At 71.4% G+C, this 24,205-nt stretch carries 20 protein-coding genes and 1 pseudogene; 10 read left to right on the top strand and 11 right to left on the bottom strand.

From position 1 onward, the window contains the following. Window positions 1-132 precede the first annotated feature (132 nt). Window positions 133-2,403, top strand: coding sequence for a heavy metal translocating P-type ATPase (locus ACFV2X_RS47645; RefSeq protein ID WP_385628675.1), 2,271 nt, complete (start codon window positions 133-135; stop codon window positions 2,401-2,403). Window positions 2,404-2,526: 123 nt separating this feature from the next. Here the strand turns inward: ACFV2X_RS47645 and ACFV2X_RS47650 are convergent, their stop codons facing one another. The 6 genes from ACFV2X_RS47650 to ACFV2X_RS47675 are packed head-to-tail and all read right to left on the bottom strand — an operon-like array spanning window position 2,527 to window position 8,687. After that, window positions 2,527-3,441 (bottom strand): branched-chain amino acid transaminase, encoded by a 915-nt coding sequence (locus ACFV2X_RS47650; protein WP_385628677.1) that lies wholly within the window; start codon window positions 3,439-3,441, stop codon window positions 2,527-2,529. After that, window positions 3,438-4,598, bottom strand: a complete 1,161-nt coding sequence (locus ACFV2X_RS47655) for an Ldh family oxidoreductase (RefSeq protein WP_385628680.1) — start codon at window positions 4,596-4,598, stop codon at window positions 3,438-3,440. The genes ACFV2X_RS47650 and ACFV2X_RS47655 overlap by 4 nt, the downstream gene beginning before the upstream one ends. Further along, a complete protein-coding gene (locus ACFV2X_RS47660) occupies window positions 4,588-5,592 on the bottom strand; it encodes a diiron oxygenase (RefSeq protein ID WP_385628681.1) in 1,005 nt (334 codons plus the stop codon). Before ACFV2X_RS47660 ends, ACFV2X_RS47655 begins: the two co-directional genes overlap by 11 nt. A 3-nt stretch (window positions 5,593-5,595) precedes the next feature. Further along, on the bottom strand, window positions 5,596-6,603 hold the full coding sequence (locus tag ACFV2X_RS47665) for a DMT family transporter (protein WP_385628683.1): 1,008 nt from the start codon (window positions 6,601-6,603) through the stop codon (window positions 5,596-5,598). Beyond that, entirely contained in the window at window positions 6,600-7,949 is a 1,350-nt protein-coding gene (locus ACFV2X_RS47670; protein ID WP_385628684.1) for a KamA family radical SAM protein, read from the bottom strand. The genes ACFV2X_RS47665 and ACFV2X_RS47670 overlap by 4 nt, the downstream gene beginning before the upstream one ends. A gap of 27 nt (window positions 7,950-7,976) precedes the next feature. After that, window positions 7,977-8,687 carry a TauD/TfdA family dioxygenase gene (locus tag ACFV2X_RS47675; protein ID WP_385628687.1) on the bottom strand — a complete coding sequence of 237 codons (711 nt, stop codon included), beginning with the start codon at window positions 8,685-8,687 and terminating at the stop codon, window positions 7,977-7,979. Window positions 8,688-8,852: 165 nt separating this feature from the next. Between ACFV2X_RS47675 and ACFV2X_RS47680 the strand changes: the two genes are divergently transcribed. Beyond that, window positions 8,853-9,692, top strand: a complete 840-nt coding sequence (locus ACFV2X_RS47680; RefSeq protein ID WP_385628690.1) for a M55 family metallopeptidase — start codon at window positions 8,853-8,855, stop codon at window positions 9,690-9,692. 44 nt (window positions 9,693-9,736) lie between these two features. Here the strand turns inward: ACFV2X_RS47680 and ACFV2X_RS47685 are convergent, their stop codons facing one another. Together ACFV2X_RS47685 and ACFV2X_RS47690 are read right to left on the bottom strand one after the other, a co-directional pair. Further along, window positions 9,737-11,290 (bottom strand): GMC family oxidoreductase, encoded by a 1,554-nt coding sequence (locus ACFV2X_RS47685; RefSeq protein ID WP_385628691.1) that lies wholly within the window; start codon window positions 11,288-11,290, stop codon window positions 9,737-9,739. Between the two features lie 236 nt (window positions 11,291-11,526). Beyond that, a complete protein-coding gene (locus tag ACFV2X_RS47690; protein WP_385628692.1) occupies window positions 11,527-12,177 on the bottom strand; it encodes a GntR family transcriptional regulator in 651 nt (216 codons plus the stop codon). 153 nt (window positions 12,178-12,330) lie between these two features. Between ACFV2X_RS47690 and ACFV2X_RS47695 the strand changes: the two genes are divergently transcribed. Beyond that, window positions 12,331-13,941, top strand: a complete 1,611-nt coding sequence (locus ACFV2X_RS47695) for an L-lactate permease (protein WP_385628694.1) — start codon at window positions 12,331-12,333, stop codon at window positions 13,939-13,941. A gap of 56 nt (window positions 13,942-13,997) precedes the next feature. Further along, complete coding sequence (locus ACFV2X_RS47700; RefSeq protein WP_385628697.1) at window positions 13,998-15,122, top strand: glycerate kinase; 1,125 nt, start codon at window positions 13,998-14,000, stop codon at window positions 15,120-15,122. Between the two features lie 212 nt (window positions 15,123-15,334). Here ACFV2X_RS47700 and ACFV2X_RS47705 read toward each other — a convergent pair. Next, window positions 15,335-15,616 (bottom strand): annotated as a pseudogene (locus ACFV2X_RS47705) (glycoside hydrolase); the annotation flags it as partial. Between the two features lie 173 nt (window positions 15,617-15,789). Here ACFV2X_RS47705 and ACFV2X_RS47710 point away from each other — a divergent pair. The 3 genes from ACFV2X_RS47710 to ACFV2X_RS47720 all read left to right on the top strand — a co-directional run bounded on the left by ACFV2X_RS47710 (window position 15,790) and on the right by ACFV2X_RS47720 (window position 18,995). After that, window positions 15,790-16,773, top strand: a complete 984-nt coding sequence (locus ACFV2X_RS47710; protein ID WP_385628699.1) for an aldo/keto reductase — start codon at window positions 15,790-15,792, stop codon at window positions 16,771-16,773. A gap of 270 nt (window positions 16,774-17,043) precedes the next feature. After that, on the top strand, window positions 17,044-18,333 hold the full coding sequence (locus tag ACFV2X_RS47715; protein ID WP_385628702.1) for an SGNH/GDSL hydrolase family protein: 1,290 nt from the start codon (window positions 17,044-17,046) through the stop codon (window positions 18,331-18,333). 59 nt (window positions 18,334-18,392) lie between these two features. Then, window positions 18,393-18,995, top strand: a complete 603-nt coding sequence (locus tag ACFV2X_RS47720; protein WP_385628704.1) for a DUF1266 domain-containing protein — start codon at window positions 18,393-18,395, stop codon at window positions 18,993-18,995. Window positions 18,996-19,040: 45 nt separating this feature from the next. On the opposite strand, the gene ACFV2X_RS47725 is transcribed toward ACFV2X_RS47720, so the two are convergent. After that, entirely contained in the window at window positions 19,041-19,754 is a 714-nt protein-coding gene (locus ACFV2X_RS47725; RefSeq protein ID WP_385628707.1) for a FadR/GntR family transcriptional regulator, read from the bottom strand. Window positions 19,755-19,915: 161 nt separating this feature from the next. Between ACFV2X_RS47725 and ACFV2X_RS47730 the strand changes: the two genes are divergently transcribed. Then, the gene (locus ACFV2X_RS47730; RefSeq protein WP_385628709.1) at window positions 19,916-21,175 is read left to right on the top strand and encodes a cellulase-like family protein; all 1,260 of its coding nucleotides are present in this window, start codon (window positions 19,916-19,918) and stop codon (window positions 21,173-21,175) included. A gap of 33 nt (window positions 21,176-21,208) precedes the next feature. On the opposite strand, the gene dgoD is transcribed toward ACFV2X_RS47730, so the two are convergent. Then, window positions 21,209-22,354, bottom strand: a complete 1,146-nt coding sequence (gene dgoD, locus ACFV2X_RS47735; RefSeq protein ID WP_385628711.1) for a galactonate dehydratase — start codon at window positions 22,352-22,354, stop codon at window positions 21,209-21,211. Between the two features lie 154 nt (window positions 22,355-22,508). Here dgoD and ACFV2X_RS47740 point away from each other — a divergent pair, with 154 nt between their 5' ends. After that, window positions 22,509-23,066, top strand: a complete 558-nt coding sequence (locus ACFV2X_RS47740; protein WP_385628714.1) for a hypothetical protein — start codon at window positions 22,509-22,511, stop codon at window positions 23,064-23,066. Then, window positions 23,066-24,202, top strand: a complete 1,137-nt coding sequence (locus ACFV2X_RS47745) for a hypothetical protein (RefSeq protein ID WP_385628717.1) — start codon at window positions 23,066-23,068, stop codon at window positions 24,200-24,202. Before ACFV2X_RS47740 ends, ACFV2X_RS47745 begins: the two co-directional genes overlap by 1 nt. Window positions 24,203-24,205: the final 3 nt, after the last annotated feature.

Here is a 24,205-nt window from a genome sequence, read left to right on the forward strand (position 1 = left end):
CCCACCCCCGCCGCGTGGGGGGTCTCGGGCGCCGCGGCCGGGGGGGCCCCCGCCACCCCCTCCCCCGCCCCCCCCGGGGGGGGCCCCCCCCCCCCGCGCCCCCGCCCCCGCCCCCTGCTGCCAGGAGCAGACATGACCACCACCACGTCCGGTGCCGCCGAGGTCGAACTCGCCATCGGCGGTATGACCTGCGCCTCGTGCGCGGCCCGGATCGAGAAGAAGCTCAACCGCATGGACGGGGTCGAGGCCACCGTCAACTACGCCACCGAGAAGGCGAAGGTCTCCTTCCGGGACGACATCGCCGTCGAGGATCTGATCGCCACCGTCGAGGCCACCGGCTACACCGCGCGGGAACCCGAGCGCGACCCCGTGCGCGCCGGTTCGGCGCCCGGCGAGGACACGGACGAGGCTTCGCTCGACGAACTGCGGCCGCTGCGCGAGCGGTTGACCACCGCGGTCGTGCTCGCCGTCCCAGTGATCGCGATGGCGATGGTCCCGGCCCTCCAGTTCGACTACTGGCAGTGGCTGTCCCTGACGCTGGCGGCCCCCGTGGTGACCTACGCCGCCTGGCCCTTCCACAAGGCGGCTTGGACCAACGCCCGGCACGGCGCCGCCACCATGGACACCCTGATCTCCGTCGGCACGGCCGCGGCGTTCCTGTGGTCGGTGTGGGCCCTGTTCTTCGGCACGGCCGGTACGCCCGGTATGACCCACCCCTTCGAGCTCACCATCGCCCGCTCCGACGGGGCCGGGAACATCTATCTGGAGGCCGCGGCCGGCGTCACCGCCTTCATCCTGGCCGGGCGCTACTTCGAGGCACGGTCGAAGCGTAAGGCGGGCGCGGCGCTCAAGGCGCTCATGGAGCTCGGGGCCAAGGAGGTCACCGTTCTGCGCGGCGGCCGCGAAGAGCTCATCCCGGTCGGCGAGCTCAGGACCGGCGACCGGTTCCTGGTCCGGCCCGGGGAGAAGATCGCCACCGACGGCACGGTCGTCGAGGGCTCGTCCGCGGTCGACGCCTCCATGCTCACCGGGGAGTCAGTGCCCGTCGAGGTCGGCGAGGGCGACAGCGTCACCGGCGCCACGCTGAACGCCGGAGGCCGCCTGGTCGTCGAGGCCACCCGGGTCGGCGCCGACACCCAGCTCGCCCGTATGGCCAAGCTGGTGGAGGACGCGCAGAACGGCAAGGCCGCCGCCCAGCGGCTCGCCGACAAGATCTCCGCCGTCTTCGTCCCGGTCGTCATCGCGCTCGCGCTCGGCACGCTGGGCTTCTGGCTCGGCAACGGCGCGGGCCTGACCGCCGCCTTCACCGCCGCCGTCGCCGTCCTCATCATCGCCTGCCCCTGCGCCCTGGGCCTGGCCACCCCGACCGCCCTCATGGTCGGCACCGGCCGCGGCGCCCAACTCGGCATCCTGATCAAGGGCCCCGAGGTCCTGGAGACCACGCGCAAGGTCGACACCATCGTCCTGGACAAGACCGGCACCGTCACCACCGGCCGGATGACCCTGCTCGCCGTGCACACCGCGACGGGCACGAGCGACACCGACGCCCTGCGGCTCGCGGGCGCCCTGGAACACTCCTCGGAGCACCCCATCGCCCAGGCCGTCGCCGCCGGCGCAAGCGCCCGGGTGGGCGCCCTGCCCACCCCCGAGGACTTCGCCAATGTCCCCGGCCTCGGCGTCCAGGGCATCGTCGAGGGGCACGCGGTCCTGGTCGGCCGCGAGAAGCTGCTGGCCGAATGGGCCATCTCCCTGCCCGCCGAGCTGGAGCGCGCCAAGGCCGCGGCCGAGGCGACCGGGCGTACGGCCATCACGGTCGCCTGGGACGGCGAGGCCCGCGCGGTCCTGGAGGTGGCGGACGCCGTCAAGGACACCAGTCCGGAAGCGATCAGGCGGCTGCGCGCCCTCGGTCTCACCCCCTTCCTGCTGACCGGCGACAACGCGACCGTCGCCGAGGCGGTCGCCGCGGAGGTGGGCATCGCGCCCGAGCAGGTGATCGCCGAGGTCATGCCGCAGGACAAGGTGGACGTGGTGAAGCGCCTGCAGGGCGAGGGCCGTTCGGTGGCGATGGTCGGCGACGGCGTCAACGACGCCGCCGCGCTCGCCCAGGCCGACCTCGGTCTGGCGATGGGCACCGGCACCGACGCCGCCATCGAGGCGGGCGATCTGACGCTGGTACGCGGCGACCTCAGGGCGGCGGCGGACGCGATACGCCTCTCCCGCAAGACCCTGGGCACCATCAGGTCCAACCTCTTCTGGGCCTTCGCCTACAACGTCGCCGCTCTCCCGCTCGCGGCCTCCGGACTCCTCAACCCGATGATCGCCGGAGCCGCCATGGCCTTCTCCTCCGTCTTCGTGGTCGGCAACAGCCTCCGGCTGCGCGGCTTCCGACCGACGGACGCATGAGCCGACGGACGCATGAGCCGACGGGCGCATGGACGGGCGACGATGAACGCGGCCCGAGCACCGGCCTTCGGGCCCGGGCGGATCATCCGCCCGGGCCCGAAGGCCCTTTTCCCGCGGCGTTCGTCAGCCGCCCACGGGGGTGAGCCAGTCGGCCGCCGCCGGATGGCGACCGGCGGCCGCTTGCCGGTAGGCGTCGCGCAGGACGGTGGTGACCGGGCCGGCGCCCCGCGCGGTGGTGGGACGGTCGTCCAGCGACTCGACCGGGACGACGCCCGTGGCGGTGCCGGTCACGAACAGTTCGTCCGCGGTGTACAGCTCGGCGTGCGCCACCGGCCGCTCCACCACCGTGATCCCCGCGCCGCGCGCCAGGTCGAGGACGCTCGCACGAGTGATCCCCGGCAGGATGCCCTGCTCGACCGAGGGCGTGTGGAGCACACCGGACTTCACGAGGAAGATATTGGCCGCGGAGCACTCGGAGACATGGCCGGAGGCGGTCAGCAGCACCGCGTCGTCGTATCCCCCGCGGTTCGCGGCGAGCTTGGCGAGGCAGGAGTTGAGATAGGCGCCCGTGGTTTTGGCCAGCGGCGGAATCGCGTCCTGGTGGTTGCGCCGCCAGCCGCTCGTGACCAGGCGCCAGACGCGCTCGGGCGGTTCCTCCCAGCTCCAGGCGGCGATGGCCACCCGGACCTCGGACAGGTCCAGGGCCACGCCCATGCTGCCGTACCCGAGATAGACCAGCGGCCGCACATAGCGTGGGCCCGCGCCGCCGGCCCTGACCAGCTCGACCGTGGCGGCCGCCAACTCCTCCTCGGCATAGGGGATGTCCATCAGACAGACCCGGGCCGAGCAGGTCAGCCGGGCCAGATGGTCGCGGAGCCGGAAGACCGCCGGGCCGTCCGCGGTGTCGTGGACCCGGATCCCCTCGTAGACGGCCCAGCCGTAGTGCAGGGACTGGGTGAGGACATGGACCTGGGCCGCATCCCAGGGAACGAGGCGGCCGTCCATCCAGATGGAGCCGCCCGCGGTCAGGGCCGTCACGGAACCCTCCTCTGGTCGGCGGCGGACACGGGCGCGTCGACGCCGTGCTGCAGGGCGAGCGCGCGCAGGGCCCGCGCGGTGTCGGGGTCCAGCGGGATGCCGTGCCGGGCGGCCTCGCCGGCCCGCCGCCGCTCCGGGTCCCCGGGGCTGAGGACCGGGTCCGCGCCCGCGGCGGGCGCCCGGCGGGTGGTGGCGACCAGGTCGGCCAGGCGCCGCCGGAACGGGTCGGGCCCCGCGAAGGCGGCGGGATCCAGGCACAGCAGGAAGTGGGCGACCCGGCGCCCCCGGCCATCGGGGGACTGCCCGATGTGGTCGAGCTCCCAGTCCAGTGGGGCGTCGGCGAGCACCGCCGTCATCAGGGTCACGGCCATGGCCAGGCCCTGCCCTTTGTGTCCCTGGCCCGTGTAGCTCTGTCCCTTGTGGCCCTGTCCCTTGTGGCCCGCGCCGGACGCGCCGAGCGGGGAGAGTGCCACCGCGGCGGACGCGTCGTGGGTGCCGTGCCCGCGGGCGTCGGTGGCCCAGCCCGGCTCCAGGGGAAGGCCCAGCCGCCCGCGCTCCTGGATCTCCCCCTGGCACACCTGGCTGGTCGCGATGTCGAGCGCGAACTCCTCGCCGTCGGTGCCCGCGGCGACGCTGATCGGATTGGTCCCGAACAGCGGTGTCCGCCCGTGGCACGGGGCGACCCGGGAGGCCGCCGAGGTCATCGCCCAGCCGACCATCCCGGCCGCGGCCATGGCACGGCTGTAGACCGAGGCGGCCCCGAAGTGGTTGGAGTTGCGTACGACCACGGTGGCCACGCCGTGTTCGGCCGCCCGCCGCACCGCCTCCCGGACACCCGCGATCCCGGCGACGACCCCGAGGGCGGCGTCCGCGTCGACCAGTGCCGTGGCTCCCGTCTGCCGTACCACGCGGATACGCGGGGTGGCGTTGGCGATCCCCCGGGCGAGATCGTCGAGGTAGCGCGGCAGCAGCCGCAGCCCATGGGTGGCGACGCCGCGCATCGAGGTCTCCACCAGGGCATCGGCGACCACCGTCGCGGAGTCGTCGTCGACGCCGTGCGCGGTGAGCGCGCGCACCGCGACGGTCCGCGCCGTCTCCGGGGCGATGCCCGCCCACTCGCCGCCGTCGGCCTGCTCGCCTCCGTTTTCAGAGGACATAGGGCAGCTCACCGCTCATCTTGAGACCGGACCAGTCGAAGTCCATCTCGTCCAGCACATCGAGGTCGCTCAGCACCCGGTGCAGACCGCTGTAGTCGCGCAGCAGGGCCGTACGGCCGGCGGCCTGGCAGTCCCGCAGCATCTCCGCGCCGCCCCGCACCCCGACCAGCCGCATGATGGCCTCCCAGGCCCGGTAGTCGTTGGCGGAGTACGCTCTGAGCGCGACGCCCAACGACTCCAGCAGGAAACGCTGTTGCTCCCCGGTCAGTTGGGGATACAGCGTCTTGAGCAATTCGCCGCTGATGGAGCCGTGGCACACCTCGTCGTGCCGGTGCAGCCGCGCGAGCCCCATGTTCATCGGCTGGATCTCCGACGCGGTGGCGACGAGTTCGAGGTACGCGCCGATGGACAGCTCCGTCGTGATGGCGAACGCCAGCGTCAGCAGGGAGCGCTGCCAGCGCTCCTCGGCGCCCTCGGTCAGCTCGCGATGCGCCTCGGAGACGTACGGCAGCGGCAGCTCCTTCTCGCGGTAGTGCGCCCCGCGCCTGGCCCGGGTGACATCGCTGGCCATGCGGTGCATCAGGATGTGGTACCGCTCGTCGACCAGGGCCTGCATCAGGGAGACCTCCAGCGCCTCCCCCCACAGTCCGGGGAACTCACCGCGCAGAATGAGGTCGAACGCCGGGTTCACCACATGGGTCTCGGAGTACTCGGTGTTCCGATTGAGGGCGATCATGGCCCAGGTCAGCACCGCCTGCCGCTGCTCCGGCGCAAGCTCGCGATAGGTCGGGTGGTCGGCGAACGGGACGATGCTCTCGGGGTAGTCGGGCGCGGCGGGGTCGAACATGTCGATCAGACCGGGGTCATCGCGCTTGACCGTGGCCCGGCGCGCCCAGTTGACCGCCAGCCGCTGGATCACGGGGTTGTCCACGGCGCTGAACAGCTCGCTGCCCAGCGCGTCTTCCTCGGCGTTGCTGGTGAACCGCTCGTCCATCGTTCAGTTTCCTCCCGGATTCTGGGGGACCGGCTCTCCCCGCACAGGTGTCGCACCGTCGCGCCCCGCGAGGGTGCGGGCCGGGGCCGTCTGCGTACGCATGGCGCGGCGGGCGATCAGGACTCCCGCCAGCACGGTGACCACGCCCGTGCACTGCACCGCGGTCAGCCGCTCGCCGAGGAACACGAAGGCGACACCCGCCCCGGTCACCACCTCCAGCGTGGCGAGGAGGCTGGCCGTGGACGGGGCAAGCAGTCGCTGGGCGGCGATTCCGCTGAGGTAGGCGAGAAGGGTGGCCACGATGCCCGCCCACAGGACCACCGCCCACACCGGCGCGCTCACCTGCCCGTAGTGCACCGAGCGGGCGAGCGCCGCGTACGGGAAGCCGGTGGGCGGAGCCAGGACGTCGAGCGCGAGGGCGCCCAGGGCGATGCCCAGTGCGGTCACGGCGACCGGGTCACGGTGTTCCAGGGCGCGGCCCGCCAGCAGGAACCGGACGGACAGCGCGGCCGCCGTGCCCAGTCCCGCCACTACGCCGACGGCGTCGAGCCGCAGCCGTGACCACACCTCGCCGACCAGCAGCAGACCGGCCACCACCACGGCGACGCCGGCCCACGCCAGCCGCTGCTGCCGGACCCGCCGGACCCAGCGCAGCCACACCAGCACCACCACGGGCGACAGAAACTGCAGCACCACGAACACCCCGACCGGGATCCGTGCCACCGCCACTCCGCACAGCGTCTGGAGCGCCGCGAAGGAGAACAGTCCCAGCGCGGCGATCACCGACCACTGACGTCGCGTGGCCCGCAGCTGGCTGGGCCGGGTGACGGCCGTGTACGCGAGCAGCAGCAGCGCCGCGATGGTCAGCCGGGCCTGGGCGATCTCCATCGCCGACAGCCCGGCCGCGGACAGGACCTTGGTGGCCGTGCCCACGGTGCCGAAGGCACAGGCGGACAGCACGGCCAGGGCGGTGCCCGCGGCCGGTCCGGCCGTCGGCCGGAGCGCGGTCACCGCGGGCCCGCCTGGGCCGCGGGGCGCTCGCCCTCGTCCCCCGGTTCGTCCCGGACCGGGAAGAAGGCCCTGTCGTACGGGCTGAACGGCACCAGCTCCGACCACCACTGTGCGGTCGGGTCGAAACGGGCGTGGAAGGGCCTGCCCACCAGGTCCGGGACGCGGGCCTGGAGGAAGCGCAGTACGAAGGCCGGCCCACCGGGCAGCTCGGCCACCCCGTCCACGACCACCTTGCCCTCGGCCGTGGACATTACCGGCCCCCGGGCGGTGCGCCCGAGCCCGGACACGGTGGCCACGGCATCGCGGTAGATCTCGTGGACACGGCGCAGCGGCAGCCCGAAATAGCGCCTGGCGCCGGTGTCCCGCTCGACGAAGACGTAGTACGGATGGATGCCGAGCACGAGCTGGGCCCGCCACGCGTCCGCCCACGCCCGCGGATCGTCGTTGACATGCCGGACCACCGGGGCCTGCGACCACAGCTGGGCGCCGATGCCGTGCAGCGCGGCCACGGCGCGCCGGGTGACGTCCGGCCGCAGTTCCCTCGGATGTGAGACATGGACCATCACGGCCAGGGAGCGCCCGGCCCGTACGACGCTCTCCAGCAGCCGCAGCATCTCCGCCGCGTCCGGGTCCGTGACCAGGCGGGCCGGGTGGAACGACAGCGCCTTGGTCCCGATGCGCACGGTGGTGACATGCTCCAGGCCGGGCTCGAGCAGCGCGTCCACGTACGGCTTGAGCCGCGCCGAGTGCATGACCAGTGGATCGCCCCCGGTGAACAGCACATCCGTCACCTCGGGGTGGGCGCGCAGATACCGGATGACATGCTGTGGTCCGTCGTCGGCCATGCGCAGCTGGGGGTCGCCGACGAACTGGGCCCAGCGGAAGCAGTAGGAACAGTAGGCGTGGCAGGTCTGGCCGTGCCGTGGGAAGACCAGCGCGGTCTGCGCGTACTTGTGCTGGACGCCCGACAGCTCGGCGCCCTCGTGGTGCGGGATGTTCCGGGTGAGCTGATCCCCCGGGTGCGGATTGAGCTCCCCGCGGATCCCGGCCACGACCGCGCGCAGCGCGGGCGGATCGCCCAGTGCCCGCTCGACCGCGCCGAAGTGTCCGGGGTCGAGCATGTCGCGGTGCGGGAAGACCAGCCGGTACAGCGGATCGTCGGGCGCGCTCTGCCAGTCGACGAGGTGATCGATGACATGGTGGCTCACCTTGAACGGCAGTACCCGGCTGACCACTTCCACCTCGTGCGCCAGATTCGCGTCTTGGCATCGTTCGCGGACGAGGGCGGCCAGGCGGCGGCCCGAGACCGTACGTGTCGCGGAGCCGAGCTCTTCGACCGTGGTCATCAAAAGTGCCCTTCTGGTGGCTTGAGGTCAGACGGCCACCCAGTAGCGGGTCAGATGGCGGCCGGTGTCTTCGTACTGTGAACGGGCGTGCATCATCCGCTGGTTGTCCCACACCAGCAGCGCGTCGTCGGGGATGAGCACCTGCGTCCGGTAGTGGTCGAACAACTCGGCCACCCGGAGGGCCAGTTCGGCCCCGGCCCGTCCCAGGGGAAGTTCCTCCGCCGGGGTGGCCGCGTCCAGGACCGGGTCGTAGTCGGCCGCCGTCAGCAGATTGTGGCTGAAGCGCAGCACGGCACGGTCGCCGTCCTCCTCGACCATGGCCGCCACGACGCCCGCGCCACCGTCCGGACCGGGGAACCTGACCCGGTGCCCGGTCACCAGCGCGAGATCGTCCGGGCCGAGCAGCTTCTCCAGCAGCTTCCAGTCCAGCAGATCGGTATGGCCGCCACCGCAACGGGCCTGCCGGTGGCAGTAGAGGGCGAGATGGCGTGGACTGGGACGCCAGCCGGGTGCCTCGGTATGCGGCCGGATGGCGTTGCGGCTCTGCGAGTAGGCCCGGCCGTCGTTGCCGGGCCGGTAGACGACCTCGTGCTCGACGGTGCCCCCGTACTGGGGCACGAACCGGCCGAGGTCCTGGAGCAGTTCGACGGCCTGCCGCTGGCCTCCCACGCGCTCGACCAGCGCGTATCCCTGATCGCTGAGCGAGTCCCGTAATCCTTCGACGCTCGATCGTGACATGTCTGCACTCTCTCTTCCGACGTGGTGCCGACCGATCCCGATGCGTTGGCCATGCTGGCACCGGCCCCGCCGGAGGTCTTGAAGAAATCCGACCGCCGGCGGGCCGGGAACCGGAGGAGGAGCGCCAGGCGTCTCCCCCGTGATCAAGCGTGAGGAGTGCGCAACGTGCGGATCTACTTCAGTGTGGACATGGAGGGCGTCACGGGGCTCGTCGACGCTGACGACGTCCAGCCCGGCGGACGGGACTACGAGCGTGGACGGCTGATGATGGCGGAGGACGTCAACGCGGCCATCCGGGGCGCCATCGCCGCCGGCGCCACCGACATCATCGTCAATGACGCCCACGGCCGCATGCGCAATCTGCTGCCCGAATCCCTGCACCCGGCGGCCCGGCTCATCCGGGGCAGGACCAAACAGATGGGCATGCTCGAAGGCCTCACCCCCGAGCACGACGCCGTCGTCTGCGTCGGCTACCACTCGCGGGCCGGCGCACCCGGTGTGCTGAGCCACAGCTTTATGGGCCACGAGATCGAAGACATATGGCTGGACGGCCGGCCCGTGGGCGAGATCGGCCTGGCCCATGCCACCGCGGCGGCCATCGGCGTCCCGGTGGCGGTGCTCACCGGGGACGACAGCGCGTGCGCGGAGATGGCCGAGTGGGACGGGTCCGTCGCCACCGTTGCCGTGAAGTACGCGCATGGCCGCTTCGCGGCGGATCTGCGTCCGGCCGGCGAAGCGCGTACGGCGATCGAGGAGGCGGTCGCCACCGCTCTCTCCGCGCCGCGGACGGCTCAGTCGGCGGCGACGGAGCCGGCGGAACCGTCCACGCTCGCCGTCCGCTGGCAGTCGGCCTCGGTGGCCGCCACCCTGTTGGGCATTCCCGGGGTCACCTCGACGGACACGCGCACTGTCCAGGCGCAGGGCGCGCTGCCCGCCCTGTACCGGCTCTTCGGTGTCTGGATGCGGGTGGCGGCTTCGCTGACCGATCAGCCACCGTACTGCTGACCGGGCCCTTCGAAAGTGAGGTCGTGGGGGCGGATCTCCTGGTGCTACGCGACTCCCCTGATGAGATCCGCCGCCTTCTCCGCGGCCATGATGACGGGCGCGTTGGTGTTCCCCCTCGGCACCGTCGGGAACACCGACGCGTCGACGACCCGCAGGCCCGCCACGTCCAGTACGCGCAGCTCGGGGTCGACCACCGCGCCGATGGCGCAGGTCGACGTCGGGTGGTAGAGGGTCTGCCCGACCCGCTGGGCGAAGGTGAGGAGTTCCGCGTCGGAGTGTCTGTCCGGTACGTCGAAGGGGGCGGTGATCACCTCGGTCAGGGCGTCCTGGGCCGCGATGCTCAGGGCGATGCGCATGCCGCCCACGATGCAGTCGCGGTCCTCGGCCGTGGTCAGGTAGTTGTGCACGATCCGGGGTGCGGCGTCCGGGCGCGGGGAGCGCAGCGTGACCTGGCCGCGGCTGGTCGGGGCGAGGACGCACGGGCCGAACGCGAAGCCGTGTTCGGTCACGGGGCCGAGCCCTTCCTCGTGGAACAGCACCGGTGCCATGTGGAACTGCACATCCGGCGCGTCCAGTCCGTCGCGGCTGCCGAAGAAGCCGCCGGCCTCTCCTATGTTGCAGGTCAGCGGGCCGCGCCCGGCGCTCTCGAGCAGTTGGGCGTTCTCCGGGCTCGCCGCGCTCATCAGGGATTCGAGGCCGGTGCGGAAGTTCAGCAGCGCCATGTAATGGTCCTGCAGGCCCTGGCCCACCGGGAGGTCGCGCACCACGTCGATACCGAAGGCCGACAACGTGGCGGCGGGCCCGATCCCGGAGAGCATCAGCAGCTTCGGGGACTCGTAGGTGCCCGCGGAGAGGATCACCTCACGGTCGGCGCGGGCCACCTCGACCGTGCCGCCCCGGTTCACCTCCACCCCCGCCGCCCGGCCGTCCTCGATCACCACGCGGTGGGCGCGGGCCGCGCTGAGCACGGTGAGGTTCGGCCGCTCCAGGACCGGGTGCAGATAGGCGACGGCCGTGCTGCAGCGCATACCGCGGCGCTGGGTCAGCTGAAACCGCCCCACGCCGAACTGCGTCTCGCCGTTGAAGTCTTCGTTGCGCTTGTATCCCGCTTGCTCGGCGGCCTGGACGAATGCCGTGGCGAGCGGATGCTGGGACCTGCTGTCGCTGACCGTCAACGGACCGCCCACCGAGTGGAACGCGTCCTCGCCGCGCTGGTTGTCCTCCGAGCGCCGGAAGTACGGCAGCACCTCGTCGTACGACCATCCGGTGGCCCCGGCGGCGGCCCAGCCGTCGTAGTCGGCGCGGTTGCCGCGTATATAGATCATCGCGTTGATCGAGCTGGAGCCCCCGAGCACCTTGCCCCGCGGCAGATAGGTCCGCCGGTCCCCGATCCCCGGCTCCGGGCCGGAGTCGAGGTCCCAGTCGAACTCGGTCTTGAAGAGCTGCGGAAAGGCTGCCGGGATATGGATCTCCTGCGCGGTGTCGGGGCCGCCGGCCTCGATCACCGCCACCCGGACATCGGGGTCTTCCGTCAGCCGCGCCGCCAGCACACAGCCCGCGGATCCGGCGCCGACGACGACGTAGTCGTAACTGTTCATCCATTCTCCCTGCCTGACGAGTGCGCTGACCTGGGGGATCGCCCCATAACGCTATATGGGCCGCCGAGGACGCCGACTCAGCCCTCGAAAGTGGCGCGCAGCGCCTGGGCGAAATCGGGCACGGTCAACGTCTCTGTCTTCATAGGACTTTCAGGGTGCACCGGCGACGGGGCACCCGGCAATGACGCCCGGCGGTGTCCGGCCGAATGTCGCGGGCCCGCCCTCCGCCGCCCGGATCAGCCGATTCGCGCGCGAAGTTGTTCGCAGGCCCGGTTGAGGTGGACGGCGAGAGCCTGGTCCGCCCGCTCGGCGTCGCCGTCGGCGATGGCGTCCAGGATGCCTTGGTGCTCATCGGCGATCTCGGCGATGCGCAGCAGCTTGTACGTCTGGACCTGGGCCATGCACAGGCGCATCTCGGCCATGACGGAGGCGTGGAGACGGCTGAGGCGCGGGCTGCCGAGCTCGTCGACGAGCGAGCGGTGGAAGCGTACGTCGGGCTCGACCGCGGCGATCGTGGAGTCGTCCGCCTCCGCCAGTTTGCGGATCTCCACCTGGGCGGAGGTGGCGGCGGAGGGCACCGAACGCCGTCCCGCCAGCTCGCGCATGACCTGGCGTTCCACACAGGCGCGGGTGAAGTAGAGGTCGGCGATGTCGTCGGCGTCGAAGACCGGCACCCGGGCGCTCTTATGGGCGTCTCGACGCAGCAGGCCCTCGGCGGTCAGCCGCTCGATGGCCGCTTTGGCGGTGGGGCGTGCCACCTCGTACTGCTTGGCGACCTCGGTCTCGGTGAGCGCCGTGCCGCCGGCGATCCGCCCGTCGAGGATCTGCTCGCGCAACTCGACGACGAGCGCGTCGATCAGGGATGTCGCCTTCAGGCGACTCGCCATCACGCCTCCTGTGGGATCACTTGGGCTCAACCAGACCATCTTCAAATTACCACACGCGAATTCTTGACTGCTTGGAGTACTTGTCTTACAAGTTAGGGGCTCGCCATGGCCTTGATGCTCCAGGCGGCGCCGCTCGCCGCACCGGGAGGTTCGATGTACCGACAAGTCCTTGACCCACTGGCCGGCTCTTTGTCCTGGTCCGCGCTCTGTGCGGCGGTGCCCCTGCTCGCCCTGTTCGTACTGCTCGGCGTCTTCCAGGTCAGAGCCCAGATAGCGGCGCTGACCTCGCTGGTCATCTCGCTGGCCCTCGCCGTCGCGGTGTGGGGCATGCCGTTACCCCAGGCCTTGTCCGGGGCCGTCGAAGGCGGCTTCTACGGTCTCTTTCCCATCATGTGGATCCTGGTGAACGCGCTGTGGATCTATCGCATGACCGAGATCACCGGATGGTTCGCCGTGCTGCGGCGGTCCTTCCGCACCATCTCCTCCGATCAGCGCATCCAGGGCATCGTGATCGCCTTCTGCTTCGGAGCGCTGATCGAGGCGCTGGCCGGCTTCGGCACCCCCGTGGCGATCACCGCGGTCATGCTGATCGCCGTCGGCATCGCTCCCATCAAGGCGGCGACCGTGGCGCTGGTGGCCAATACGGCACCGGTCGCGTTCGGCAGCATGGCGGTGCCGCTGACCACGCTCGCCGGGGTGACCGGTCTGCCGCTCGACGACCTCGGCGCGATGGCGGGCCGGCAGACGCCGCTGATCGCCGCGTCCATCCCGCTGCTGCTGGTGTTTCTGCTCGACGGCCGACGCGGCGTACGGGAGACCTGGCCGGTGGCGGTGATCGCGGGCCTGACCTTCGGCTGCGCCCAGTTCGTCGCCGCCAACTACATCAGCGTCGAGACCACCGACATCATCGCGGGCGTGGTCACCCTGGCGACGGTGCTCGGGTTCATGCAGGTCTGGCAGCCGCGTACGGTGCGGCAGGACTCACAGGCGCCCGCCGAGGCCGATCCGGAGGACCGCGAGGGCAGTGGCAGTGCCGTTATGTCTTTCGCCCCGTACCTCATCATCTGTGCGCTCTTCGCGCTCACCCAGGTCGGGCCCGTCAAGGAGTGGTTGGCCGAGCACGGCGTCGCCCAGTTCACCTGGCCCGGTCTGGACGTCGAGTCCCCCGGTGGCGAACCCGCCGCGGCCATGACCTTCAAACTGGAACACCTCAAGGCGGCGGGCACCATCCTGCTGGCCGCCGGTCTGCTCACCATGGCGCTCTACCGGGTCGGGCCCGGCCGTGCGGTGCGGGCGTACGGAGCCACGCTGCGCCAACTCCGCTGGACCGTCGTCACGGTGACGTCGGTGCTCGCGCTGGCCTGGGTCATGAACCTCTCCGGCCAGACCGCGACCCTGGGCACCGCGCTGGCCCAGACCGGCGCCGCCTTCGCCCTGTTCTCCCCCATCGTGGGGTGGCTGGGCGTCGCGGTGACCGGGTCCGACACCTCGGCCAACTCGCTGTTCGGAGTGCTCCAGGTGACCGCGGCGCAGAAGACCGGGCTTGACCCCGTGCTCCTCGCCGCGGCCAACTCCACCGGCGGCGTACTCGGAAAGATGCTGTCGCCGCAGAACCTGGCCGTCGCCGCCGCGGCGATCGGCATGGCCGGCAGTGAGGGCACGATCTTCCGCAAGGTGATCGGCTGGAGCCTCGGGCTCCTCGCCGGGTTCGCACTCCTCATCTATCTGCAGTCGACTCCGGTCCTGGGCTGGATGACCGTCTGACCGCGGAACCACAACGAGAACACGGCAACGAGAACACCGCAACGAAGGGAACCACCATGCGCGTTGTCTGCGCCCCGGACAAGCTGCGCGGCTCACTGGACGCCGCGCAAGCGGCCGCCGCCCTCGCCGCCGGCGTACGGGCGGCCGGCGGTACGCCCGTCGAGCACCCGCTCGCCGACGGTGGCGAGGGCTCACGGCACACCGTGCAGACCGCGTGCGGCGGGGCGGTCGTCGACGTCGACTCCGTCGACGCCCTCGGCCGCCCCGCGACGACGCGCTTCGGCCGCCTGGACGACGGAACCGCTGTCGTCGAGGCGGCCGAGGCGATCGGGTGGGATGCGCCGGACGCCGCGGAGCACGATGTGATGCGCGCCTCCAGCGCCGGCCTGGCCGCCCCGATCCTCGCGGCGGTACGGCAGGGAGCGCGGCGGATCGTCGTGTTCCTGGGCGGAACCGTGACCATGGACGGCGGCACGGGAATGCTCGCCTCCCTCGGGGCCCGGATCCTCGACGCCGACGGGAAACCGCTTGCGGGCAGCGGCGCCGACCTGGGCCGTATCCACTCGGTGGACCTCGCCCCGGCGCGCCGCGCACTCGCCGGTGTCGAACTGGTCGCCGCGGCCGATGTCCTCAGCCCTCTCTTCGGGCCCGATGGCGCCGCCCATGTCTTCGGCCCACAGAAGGGCGCCACGCCGGCCGCGGTCGAACTCCTCGACGACGGACTACGCCGGCTGGCCCCTCTGCTCGGAGCCGGGTCGGCCGCGGGCGGTGGCGCCGCCGGCGGCCTCGGGGCCGCGCTGCTCGCGCTGGGGGCCGAACCGGAGCCGGGCGCGGAGCTGGTCCGACGGCTGACCCGCTTTGACGAGCGGCTGGCCACGGCGGACCTCTGCCTCACGGCGGAGGGGAAGGTGGATGCCGGGACGGACGCGGGCAAGACCGTCGCGGCGGTGGTGAGCGCCTGCGCGGACGCCGCCGTTCCGTGTGTCGTACTCGGCGGGACGATCACCCCGGAGGCCGACCGCCTCTATGGGCGTGGCGCCGCCGCGGTGCTGCCCATCGGCGCCGGTCCCCGCGATCTCGACACCGCTCTGCGCCACGCCGCCGACGATCTCACCAGGACCGCCTACGCGGTGTGCCGCCTCACCACGGCCCAACTCCGCAGACAGGACGCCCCGGTGTGAGGGAGGCTTCCGCGCCCGGCCCGGCCCGGAGCGGGGCCGGACACGGTCGTCCGGCTCATCGGCCCGGGCCGACCCGGAACAGTCGAATTCCGCCGCTGCCGTTTCCGCCGCTTCCGTCGGGCCGCCCGTGCCGGAGGTCTCCGTCCGTGTGGCGAAGAGCCCCACCGTCGCCCCGATCCGTTTGCCCGCCGTCGCCTGGAACGGCGCGCCGAGCGCAGGGCCGGCGCCCACACCCCTTCGCCGTGTCTCGGCTGGCTGAAGTGGTCCTTGGGCTCCAGTTCGGTCAGGACGCGGTTGTAGGTGGAGGCGACCAGATAGAAGTACGCGCCCACGCGGATCGCGTCGGGATCGGACCAGTCGGCGTTGAGCACCGGGTTCGAGAGCGAAGGCTTGATCGACCCCGGCCTCAACCCAGGAGCGGTTTTCCGCTCACCCCCGGCACCGCGGGACCCAATCCGGCCCGGGACCGGTACCGCGGTACTGGTGGCTCTCATCCTCCTGGCTCTCGTCGTCGTGACCCTCGTCCTCGAAACGCGGTGGGCCGGACCGGACGGGCGCCCCCAGGAGTGTGGGGGGGCCGTATCACACCCCCGAACGGCGCGGCCTGCCACTCGGCGCCTCAGGCCCGCAGGCTGGAGGTGACAGCGGCGAGCAAGGAGACAGCGAAATGCAGTACACCCGCCTGGGAACATCGGGCCTGAAGGTCAGCCGCATCGCACTGGGCTGTATGAGCTTCGGCGCGCCCTCCGAGCAGCAGCGGGCGTGGACACTCGACGACGAGGGAGCCGAGCCGATCTTCCGGCAGGCGCTCGACCTCGGCATCACCTTCTGGGACACGGCCAACATCTACGGGATGGGCAGCTCGGAGGACGTCGTCGGGCGCGCCCTGAAGAAGTACACGCGCCGCGACGACATCGTCCTGGCCACCAAGGTGTTCTTCCCGCTGCACCAGGGCCCCGGCGGTTCGGGGCTCTCCCGCAAGGCGATCATGGAGCAGGTCGACGCCTCGCTGAGCCGCCTTGGCACCGACTACATCGACCTCTACCAGATCCACCGCTTCGACCCCGAGACGCCGGTGGCGGAGACGATGGAGGCGCTGCACGACGTGGTGAAGGCGGGCAAGGTCCGCTACATCGGCGCCTCGTCGATGTGGGCGTGGCAGTTCGCCACGATGCAGCACGTGGCGGAGACCAACGGGTGGACCCGGTTCGTGTCCATGCAGGACCAGTACAACCTGGTGCAGCGCGAGGAGGAGCGCGAGATGTTCGGCCTGCTCGCCGACCAGGGCGTCGGCAGCCTGCCGTGGAGCCCGCTGGCCGCGGGGCTGGTGGCCCGCCCGTGGGGCGAGAAGAGCACGAGCCGCGCTCACAGCAACCCGACCACCGACCAGCAGGGGCGGCCGCTCTTCCTCGACAGCGACAAGGCGATCGTGGACGAGGTCCAGCGGATCGCCGAGGAGCGCGGCGTGTCGATGGCCACGGTGGCCATGGCCTGGGTGCTGAACAACCCCGTCGTCAGCGCCCCGATCGTCGGCGCCACGAAACCGCACCACCTGGCCGACGCCGTGGCGGCGCTCGACGTCGAACTCACGGACGACGAGGTCACGGCGCTCGAAAAGCACTACACCCCTCGTCAGCCCACCTACTTCTGACGGTGGGCCCAGCGGCCATCGCCATACGGGTGCCGCGCCGTGCGGGCGCGGCACCCGTACGTCCGTGCAGGTGTCAGCCCTTGTCGCGCCGCTGTAGCGGTCTCCAGCAGACCACCGATACATCGGGTGTATAGGCCCAGAATTCTTCAGCCACCCCTCGGATATTCCGCTAAACACCTTGACGCATCCGATGTTTCGGTGATGATTGCCTACGTCGTGTTCCGCATGTGACCTCATCCGGCTGGCTCTCACCTGGAAGGGCAGCACCATATGGTCTCGATCCGGCACGTTCTCTCGACTCTCGCCGTCACACTGACCCTCGCCTTGGTGCCGCTGACCGCGGCGACGCCCGCGTGGGCGGACACCGGACCGGGTGCCGGACCGGCCTCCGGACACTCCGACCGAGGCTGGGTCGGCACCTGGGAGGCTGCCGCGTCGGGCACCGTGCCCGGTCTGCCCGGCAACTCGATCCGCAATGTGGTGCACACCAGCGTCGGGGGCCACGCCGCCCGGATCCGGGTGTCCAACCGGCTCGGCACGGCCCCGCTCGAACTCGGCGCGGCCACCGTGGCGCTCCAGGAGGCCGGGGCGCCGAAGAGCCCGAACGCCATCGCCGGGACGGCCCGCCCGGCCACCTTCCACGGCCGGACCTCGGTCACCGTGCCCGTCGGCGAGGACGTGGTCAGTGACCCGGTGCCGCTGCGCGTCCCCGCGGACACCAACCTGCTGATCACCCTGTTCACCCCGAACGACTCCGGGCCCGCGACGTACCACCGCTCCGCCCTGCAGACCTCGTTCCTCGCCCCCGACGGCGACCACACCGCCGACGAGGACGGCGCCGCGTTCACCGCCACCACGAGCTCCTGGTACTACGTGACCGGTGTGGACGTGTTCAGCCCGCGCACCCCGGGCAGCGTGGTCACGCTCGGCGACTCCATCACCGACGGGTCGGGGTCGACGGCGAGCGCAAATCGCCGCTGGCCCGACAGGCTGGCCACGCGGCTGCGCGAACTGCCCCCGGGCCGGCAGTTGGGCGTGCTCAACGCCGGCATCTCGGGCAACCGCGTGCTACTGGACGGCACCGGGCCCAGCGCCCTGTCCCGACTCGACGCGGACGTGTTCTCCCGCGGCAACGTGCGCGCCCTGATCGTGATGGAGGGCATCAACGACATCAAGGGCAACCCCAACCAGACCGACCCCGCGGCCTTCGCGGACGCCTACCGCCGCATCGCCGAACAGGCCCACGCGCGCGGCATCCGCGTCATCGGCGGCACGATCACCCCGTACGGCGGCAACGGCGGCTACACCGAGGCCCGCGAGAGCGTACGGCAGGCCGTGAACGACTTCATCAGGAACAGCGGCACCTTCGACGCGGTGGTGGACTTCGACGCCGTGGTCCGCGACCCCGCGGATCCGCACCGCATCCTCCCCGCCTACGACACGGGCGACCATCTGCACTTCAACGACGCGGGGCTCCAGGCGATGGCCGACGCCGTCGACCTGGCCGAGCTGCGGACCGGCGGGTCCAGACCCGCACCGGTGGCGGCGACGAAGGGCTGAGCCCGCCGGGCGACACCCCCTGGGCCGGCCGTCCGGCGGGCGGCGTAGTGTTCCGAACCATGCTGCGAGGAGTCTCCGTCGAGCGAAAGTATCCCGTCCCACTGACTCTGCATCAGCTGTGGATGGTGTCGCTGTGCGCACCCGTGAGCCGGGAGGCCAGTGCCTCCCGGCTCACGCTCTACCCGTACAAGCGCGTCAACGACGGGCGCGCCCGTAAATGGCTGACCGAGGAGTGGGAGATCTCCACGCGGCCCGCGCTGCTCGACCGACTCGACGACCTCGCCCGGGTCGGCTACCGGGCCCAGGCCGAGCAGCGCTTCGACGTCTCCCCGCTGGCATGGGACATCGCGCTGTACGTGGACGTGGTCCGCAACGGCTTCGCGGCCGGCCATCTGGAGGAGGCGGACGCCTGGCGGCTGCTGCACCAGATCGTTCCGCAGGCCAGGGGGGCGTACGGCTCCTGGGCGCAGTACGCCCAGGGCTATCTGATGGGCCGTCTGGTCTGGATGGACCTGCTGCGCGGCACCGAGAGCGAGAGCTTCCCGGCGCCGCAAAGCGTCTCCGACGAACACCTCCGGCGGCTGCTGGACCCCGCGAACACCGAGAGCCCGTGGCACCTGGCCCCCTGGGAGGCGATCAGTCACCCGGACCGAACACGCTGAGCCGACCGCCCACCCGACCGCCCGGCCGCCCCGATCCGGCCCGCGTCAGCCCGCGTCAGCCCGCGTGGCCGACACATGGTCGAGGTCTTCGGCCGCCTTGGCGAGCAGGTCCAGCATGGCCAGTTCCGCGCGCGGGGCGTCCTGGTCCCGTAACGCGTCCAGCACCGCGCGATGGCTGGGCACGGGGTCGTCGGCCCCGCCGCGCGCGTGCACCAGCCGGTCCCGCTCGCGCAGCCCGGGCTCCAGCAACAGGTCGAGGCGGGCGAGGAGTTCATTGCCGGTGGCGGCGAGCAGCGCGCGGTGGAACGAGGCGTCGGCCTCCGCCTCGGCTGCGGTGTCCCCACGGGCGTCCGCCATGGCGGCGAGCGCGGCGCCCAGCGCGACGAGGTCGGCCTCGGTGCGGCGCCGCGCCGCGCGGTGGGCGGCGGCGGGCTCCACGAGGGAGCGGACGTCGGCGAGGTCGCGCATCAGCCGCTCCCCGTCCCCCGTCTCCACGCGCCAGCGGATGACATCGGAGTCCAGGAGGTTCCAGGCGGCGCGGGGGCGCACAAAGGTGCCGCGCTTCTGGCGGGCGTCGATCAGCCCCTTGCCGGCGAGGACCTTCAGGGATTCGCGCATCACGGTGAGGCTGACGTCGAGTTCGGCGCCGAGGGCCCGGACGTCCAGGATCTCGCCCCCGGCGAAGTCGCCGCCGACGATACGGGCACCCATCTGCCGCACCACCTGACCGTGCACGCCTCGGCCGGCATAGGACGACATGGGTTTCCTCCTTGTGATTCCAGGACGGTGACTCCAGGACGGCCGGGGCGACGGCGGACGAAGCCCTCACCGCACCGTGAGGGTTAATTATGAATACATCTTGACACCCCTCCGGTGCCCGCCGACCATGGGCCGGACTCCTACCGAAAGGCCGGTTCCCCGTGCCCGTCGCGCCGCCCGACCACCTGCCGGAGAAACTGACCATCTCCCTGTGGGACTTCAGCTGGTACACCCGTACCGGCCCCGGGGAGCCCTTCGCCGACCTCGACCGGGCCTTCGCGGAGGCCGTGGCGCGCGGATACAACACCGTGCGCATCTGCGCCATGCCCTATCTGCTCTTCGGCTCCGGACTCGACACCGGCAAACTCAGGCTGGGCCCCCTGGGCGGCGGATACGGGCAGCGCACCCGCTGGTACGACGTGGGCGGCAGCACCGAGATCGACGGCCGCGCCCACTTGCGCGCACTGTTCGAGGCGGCCCGCCGGCACGACTGCTTCATCATCCTCTCCAGTTGGGAGTACCAGCAGAGCCCGTCGTTCGGCGACGACCGCTCCTGGTACGACGCCCTGATGGCCGTCGATCCCGAGCGGCGCGCCGAAGCCCTCGCCGACGCGCTGGCCGACCTGATCGACTTTCTCGCCGCGGACGGTCTTGACGACCGGATCGCCTTCACCGAACTGCACAACGAGGTCCAGGGCGGCCGGCTCACCCAGGGGCTGACCGGCCCGGACACCGTGGTAGCCCTGCGGCCGCGCCTGGAGCGCGGCCTCGCCCGGTTCCGCGAGCGCCACCCCGGCCGGCCGGTCACCGTCAACTACGCCAAGGTGCCGGTCGGTTCGCTGCGCGGCGTCCCGCGCGACATCGACGTGGCCGTCTTCCATCCGTATGTGTACGGCGTGCTCGACGACCTCATCGACGCCTTCGCCCTGCGCGACCGCTCCCGCCCCTTCCCGCAGGACTTCGCCCGGCAGCACCTGCTCCGCCCCGACGCCCCGGACTTCGCCGACTGGGCGCCGCCGGCCGACGAGCGGTGGCGGCTCGAGGCCACCCTCGTCGGCCGCGAGATCTATGCACACGACTGGTGCGATCCGGCCAAGTGGGACGCCTGGCTGTACGAGCGCTACGCCATGTACCGGTTCGCGATGGAGCAGCGGCTGGTCACCTGGATCGAGGCCGCCGCCGACTGGGCGGCCGGGGCCGGGGTCCCCCTGGTCTTCGGCGAGGGCTGGATCGGCTACACCCCGTTGCACGGCACCTTCGAGGAAGGCCCGGTCGGGGCCGCGTTCTGCCGCCGCGCGGTGGCCGAGTCCTCGCGGGTCGGCGCCTGGGGCACGGTCGTATGCTCCAACGCCGCGCCGCACCACCCGATGTGGCAGGACGTCACACTGCAGCGGGAGTGCAACGCCCTGCTGCTCGGCTGAACCGCGCCGCGACCGGCCCGGTCCGCCACACGCTCACCACTCGGCGAACGAGCCGTCCTGGTGCCGCCAGATCGGGCCGCGCCAATCGGGGGCGCTGCCGTCGGCGGCGCGTACGGCCCGCTCGTCGACCTCGATACCGAGGCCCGGGGCGGTGGGGCGAGCCAGGTGTCCGTCGTGGAAGCGGAACACCTCGCGATCGACGACGTAGTCCAGCAGTTCCGCGCCGTCGTTGTAGTGGATGCCGATGCTCTGCTCCTGGATCAGGAAGTTCGGCGTGGCGAAGGCGATCTGGAGGCCGGCCGCGAGCGAGACCGGGCCGAGCGGGCAGTGCGGCGCGATCGGGATGTCGAAGGTCTCGGCGAGCGAGGCGATGCGCCGGACCTCGGAGATCCCTCCGGCGTGGGACAGATCGGGCTGCAGGACGGCCACGCCGGCCCGGAGGGCGGGCAACACATCGGTGCGCGAGTACAGCCGCTCACCGGTGGCGATGGGCACGGGCGAGCAGGCGACCAGGTCGCCGAGCAGATGGGTGTACTCGGGGAGGACGGGTTCCTCGGCGAACAGCGGGTTGAAGGGCGCCAGATGAGGCAGCACCTTGCGGGCGTTGGCGGCGGTGAAGCGGCCGTGGAAGTCGACGGCGAAGTCGCGGTCGGGGCCCAGCGCCTCCCGCGCGGCGGCGGCCCGGCCCACGACGGCGTCGATGTCACGGACGGTGGCCAGCCGGGCCATCCGCCCCGAGGCGTTCATCTTCACCGCCGTGAAGCCCGCCTCGACCTGGGCGGCCACCGCCTCCCCGAGCCGGTCGGGCTCATCGCCGCCGACCCAGCTGTAGGCACGGACCCGATCCCGTACGGGGCCGCCGAGCAGGACGTGCACGGGCACGCCCAGGGCCTTGCCGGCGATGTCCCACAGGGCCTGGTCGAGCCCGGCCACCGCGCTGGAGAGCACCGGACCGCCCCGGTAGAACGACCCCTTGGTCATGATCTGCCAGTGGTCCTCGACGCGCAGGGCTTCCTTGCCGATGACGAGTTCGGACAGCTCATGGACCGCGGTGCGCACCGTGGCGGCGCGCCCCTCGACGACCGGCTCGCCCCAGCCGACGATCCCTTCGTCGGTCTCCACGCGGCACAGCAGCCAGCGCGGGGGGATGGCGAAGGTCTCCACACGGGTGATGATCAAGGAAGCGCTCCCGGTTCGAGGAGAGTCCAGAGGCAGATATTAAATATTAGTTAATGTGCTCCGCCAAGGAGCGGCATTCGAATGCATGTTTACCGGTGACGGAGCGCTCACGGCGCTAATCTACGTACGCTGTCGTGCACACAACGGGGGTGTCATGAGCGACAACGATCTGCCGGAGCCCAAGGACGACCAACTCCCGCTGCCGCCGGGCTCGGAGGGCGGGCTCATCGCCCCGCCGCCTCTGTCGGCCCAGCCGGGGAAGCCCAACATCTACGACCCCAACGCGCCCGCGCCCAGGCGCCCCCTCGCCCCCGGCGTCCAGGGCCCGGTGCCGCAGAACCTCGCCATCGCCCCCGGTGTGCTGCGCGGAGCGGCGGGCAAGGCGGACGAGGTCTACGACACCCTCCACAAGCAGGCGGCGTCGCTGGAGGAGCCGACCTCCACAGCGGTCAAGGGTGTGCACGGCCTCCAGGTCGAAAGCGCGCTGAGGCGGTCGCACAAGCACTGGGAGGAGCAGGCGGGCACGGTCACCGCCTGGCTCGCCCATATCTCCGAGAGCCTGCGGGCGGCGGCCGATATCCATGTGAAGCAGGACCTGGACACGGGGTACTCGTTCGGCCAGAAGGACCAGCCCCCGCTGTACGACGGCAGCCAACCAGGTCTCTCGTATCCGGCCGGCGACCCGTCGTTCTCGTCGATCTCGAGGTACTGATGGCCACCTTCTACCAGGAGTTCCGATCGGCCGACTTCGGTGGGCTCGACACGCTGGCCACGAAGTGGAAGGGCGTCCACGACAAGATCAAGGACCTGGACGACAAGATCCGTGACGAGGTGCTGAGGCCCCTCAAGGACAAGGGGTACTGGGAGGGCATGGCCGCCCCGTACGCCTGGACGCAGATCGACGACATCCAGCGCCAGGTGACCGCCGCGGCCAAAGTGGCCGACGGGGTGCGCAGGGCCGTCGAGGACGGGGCCGGGGAGCTGAGGGCCGCCCAGAAGCGGCTGAACGAGGCGGTGCGGGAGTTCGGCGAGCAGGGGATGTACATCAACCCCGAGAAGGCCCAGGTGGTCCTGTCCGCGGACTGCACCCCGGAGAATTACGACGCGGACGACGTGAAGAAGGTGAACGCCGCCCAGACCAGACTCAACGGGATCCTGCGGGAGGCGTTCGAGGCCGACCAGAACCTGTCGATCACGCTGATGGAGAACGTCGGCCTGGAGCTGTGGTTCAACGCCGGGCAGGTCCGCACGGACGTCAACCACACCAGCGGCATCAGTACGGACCGCTACGACGCGCTCGGCCGGGACATGGGCGGCCTCGATCCCTTCCCGTCGACCAACCATCTGACGCCGCGCACCCTGCTGACCAACTGGGCGGCCGGGACGGGCGACGACCACTACTCGTTCTCCCAGCACGACCCGTTCGTCGAACAGCTCCGCAAGAGCGAGAGCATGGACGGGATCCGCAAGCAGACCCTGGACGGGTGGAAGGCCGGCCAAGGGGAGGGCACGGCCAGGTACCAGATCTCGGGCATGTCGCTCCCCGAGCAGGTGGGCACGTACGCGAAGGACATGGCCGGCCTGTCCGGCCTCGACAATCTGTGGGGCGGCGACACCAACGAGGCGCAGTCCCTGCTCGGTTCCTACGCAGTCAACTACGTCGTCAAGGGCACCGACCCCGACGGCAAACTCATCGTGCAGTACACGCTGAACAACGACACCGACATGGAGTCGGCCCTGCCCGGCTACCAGAGCTGGCAGGACAAGGCCAACCATGACATCGGGCCCGGTGCGGGGATCGCGGAAACCATGGTCTGGACCGAGCGCATCGACCCGGACGACCACTGACAG

This window comes from Streptomyces sp. NPDC059679 (assembly GCF_042734105.1).
Taxonomy (GTDB): Bacteria; Actinomycetota; Actinomycetes; order Streptomycetales; family Streptomycetaceae; genus Streptomyces.